Here is a 2,788-nt window from a genome sequence, read left to right on the forward strand (position 1 = left end):
CGGGCGAGGGCGTCGTAGACGGTGCACAGCTCGTCCAGGACCACGCCCATCGACCAGCCGTCGGTGACGATGTGGTGGGCCGTCAGCAGCAGGACGTGCGCGGTGGCGGACTCGCGCAGCAGCAGTGCCCGCAGCAGGGGCCCCTGGCGCAGGTCGAAGGGGCGGGAGTACTCGGCCAGCAGGTCGGCGTCCAGGTCACCGGCGTCCCGGACCGGCACGGGCACCGGCCCCGCGGGGTGCACCCGCTGCACGGGGCGGCCGTCGGTCTCCTCGAAGGTGGTGCGCAGCGCCTCGTGCCGGGCCACGACGGCGGTGAGGGCCTCGGCCAGCGCCGCGCGGTCGAGGGCGCCGCCGAGACGGGCCGCGACCGCGCTGTTGTAGCGGGGGTCGCCGGGGCTCAGCCGGTCGAGGAACCACAGCCGCTGCTGCGCGAAGGACAGCGGCAGCGGGCGGTCCCGGTCGGCGCGCGGGATGCCCTGCCGGGCGGCCGGGGCCGCGCCGCCGGCCCGGCCGGCCAGCCGCCGCCGCAGCGCCTCCCGCATCTCCTCGGGCAGCGCCTCGGCACGGTCCCGCCGGGAGGACCCGGAAGGCCGGGAGGGCCGGGAGGGCTGCCCGGAGCCGGAGCGGCCGGAGGGGGTGGAGGGGCCGGAGGGGCTGGAAGGGGTCGAAGACGTCATGGTCGTCGGGTCCTCACCGTTCGTGGTCGTGGCCGCCGTACGCGGCGTCTTCGGAGTCGGGGCCGTACGCGTCGCCCGGGGTGCCGGGGTCGTCGTGCACGGGGTCGGGGCCGGCGTCGTACGCCGCCTCCTCGAGTTCGCTCAGCACCTGTTCCTCGACGAGTTCCGCCAGCGCCGCGACCGTGCGGGAGGCCAGGACGTCGCGGGGGGTGAGCGTGACGCCGAACGCGTCGTTCGCGCGGGAGGCGATGAGCAGGGCACGCATGGAGTCGCCGCCGAGCAGGAAGTAGTCGTCCTCGGCGCCCACGGCGGTCTGGAGGGTCTCCTCCCAGATGGCCGCCAGCGCCTCCTCGGCCGGGGTGCGGGGCGCCACGTACTCCGGCCGTGTCCGCTCCTCGACCGGGGCCGGGGCGGGCAGGGCGGCCCGGTCGGTCTTGCCGTTCTCCGTGACCGGGAAGCGGTCCAGCACGGCGAACGCCGACGGCACCATGTAGCCGGGCAGCACGCGGGCGGCCAGCGCCCGCAGCTCGGCCGGGGCGGGCGGTTCGGCACCGGGGGCCCTGAGCAGGTGGGCGACCAGCCGCGGCTGCCCCGGTTCGTCCTCGCGCACGCTCACCACGGCGTCCAGCACGCCCGGGTGGCGGACCAGGGTCGCCTCGACCTCGCCGGCCTCGATGCGGTGGCCGCGCAGCTTCAGCTGATGGTCGGTGCGGCCCAGGTAGTGCAGCTCGCCCCCGCTGTCGCGGCGCACCAGGTCGCCGGTGCGGTACATGCGGGTGCCGGGCGGCCCGAACGGGTCGGCGCGGAACCGGGACGCGGTCAGTCCGGGCCGGCCGAGGTAGCCGCGGGCCAGCGCGGGTCCGGTGAGCCACAGTTCACCGGCGACGCCGTCGGGGACCGGCCGCAGCCGGGCGTCCAGGACGTAGGCGCCGGTGGCGGGCAGCGGGCGGCCGATGGGCGGTGCGCCGCCGTCCGCCGCGAGGGGGGCGGACCAGGTGGCGACGACGGTGGCCTCGGTGGGGCCGTAGGAGTTCACCATGCGGTGGTGCGGGGCCCAGCGGGCCACGAGTTCGGCGCCGCACGCGTCCGCGCCCACGATCAGCGTCTTCAGGTCGGGCAGCGTGCCGGGCGTGCCGGGGGGCAGCGTGGCGAGCGCGGCCGGCGGCAGCAGGGTGTGCGTGATGCGCTCGGCCCGCAGGGTGTCGGCCAGTTCGGCGCCGAGCAGCGGACCGGGCCGGGGCACGACCAGCCGGGCGCCGTGCGGCAGGGACATGCACAGCTCCAGCACCGAGGCGTCGAAGCTGGGCGTGGCGAACGCCAGCGCCCGGTCACCCGGGGCGACCTGGTAGTGCGCGGCCTCGGCGGCGCAGAAGGCGGCGAGCCCGCGGTGGGTGACGACGACGCCCTTGGGGCGGCCGGTGGAACCGGAGGTGTAGATGACGTAGGCCGGGTCGTCCAGGTCGAGCGGACGGGTCCGGTTGCTGTCGGTGGGCCGGTGTGCGGGTACGTCCTCCGCCGGGGCGGCGAGCAGGCCGGCGACCTCCTTGGCGTCGAGGGTGAGGGCGGGGGCCGCGTCGCGCAGCATCAGCGCGGTCCGCTCCTCGGGGTAGGCGGGGTCGACGGGCAGGAACGCGGCGCCCGCCTTCGCCACCGCGAGCTGGGCCAGCACCATGTCCGTCGACCGCGGCAGCAGCAGGGCGACGAGGTCGCCGGGTCCGGCGCCGCGGGCGATGAGCCGGTGCGCCAGCCGGTTGGCCCGCTCCTCGGCCTCGGCGAAGGTGAGCAGCGTGCCGGGCGCGTCGAGTGCGGGGGCGGCCGGCCACCGGTCGACGGCGGCCTCGATCAGGGCGGGCAGGGTGACGGCAGGCACCGGGCCGAGCGCCGGGCGGGCCGGGCCGTGCAGCAGCCGGTCGCGCTCGGCGGGCGGCAGCAGGTCCAGGTCGTCCAGGCGGGCGGTGCCGTCGGAGGCGGCCAGCGTGTGCAGGGTGTGCAGCAGCTGTCCGGCCAGGGAGGCGGCGGTGGACGCGTCGAAGTACCGCGGGTCGTAGCCGAGTTCGACGGCCAGCCGGTCGCCGGGCGAGACGACCACGGTGAGCGGGTAGTTGGTGGCC

Annotated in this window: 2 protein-coding genes; both read right to left on the reverse strand. The window is 77.4% G+C overall.

What is annotated here, in order from left to right; translation table 11 throughout:
• Positions 1–677: condensation domain-containing protein (locus IE312_RS41585; RefSeq protein ID WP_229900359.1), on the reverse strand; the 677-nt coding region annotated here is incomplete at its 3' end.
• 13 nt (positions 678–690) lie between these two features.
• The coding region (locus IE312_RS41595) for a non-ribosomal peptide synthetase (protein ID WP_268254338.1) at positions 691–2,788 on the reverse strand (2,098 nt) is incomplete at its 5' end.

It is taken from the genome of Streptomyces capoamus (assembly GCF_014654935.1).
Classification (GTDB): Bacteria; Actinomycetota; Actinomycetes; order Streptomycetales; family Streptomycetaceae; genus Streptomyces; species Streptomyces capoamus.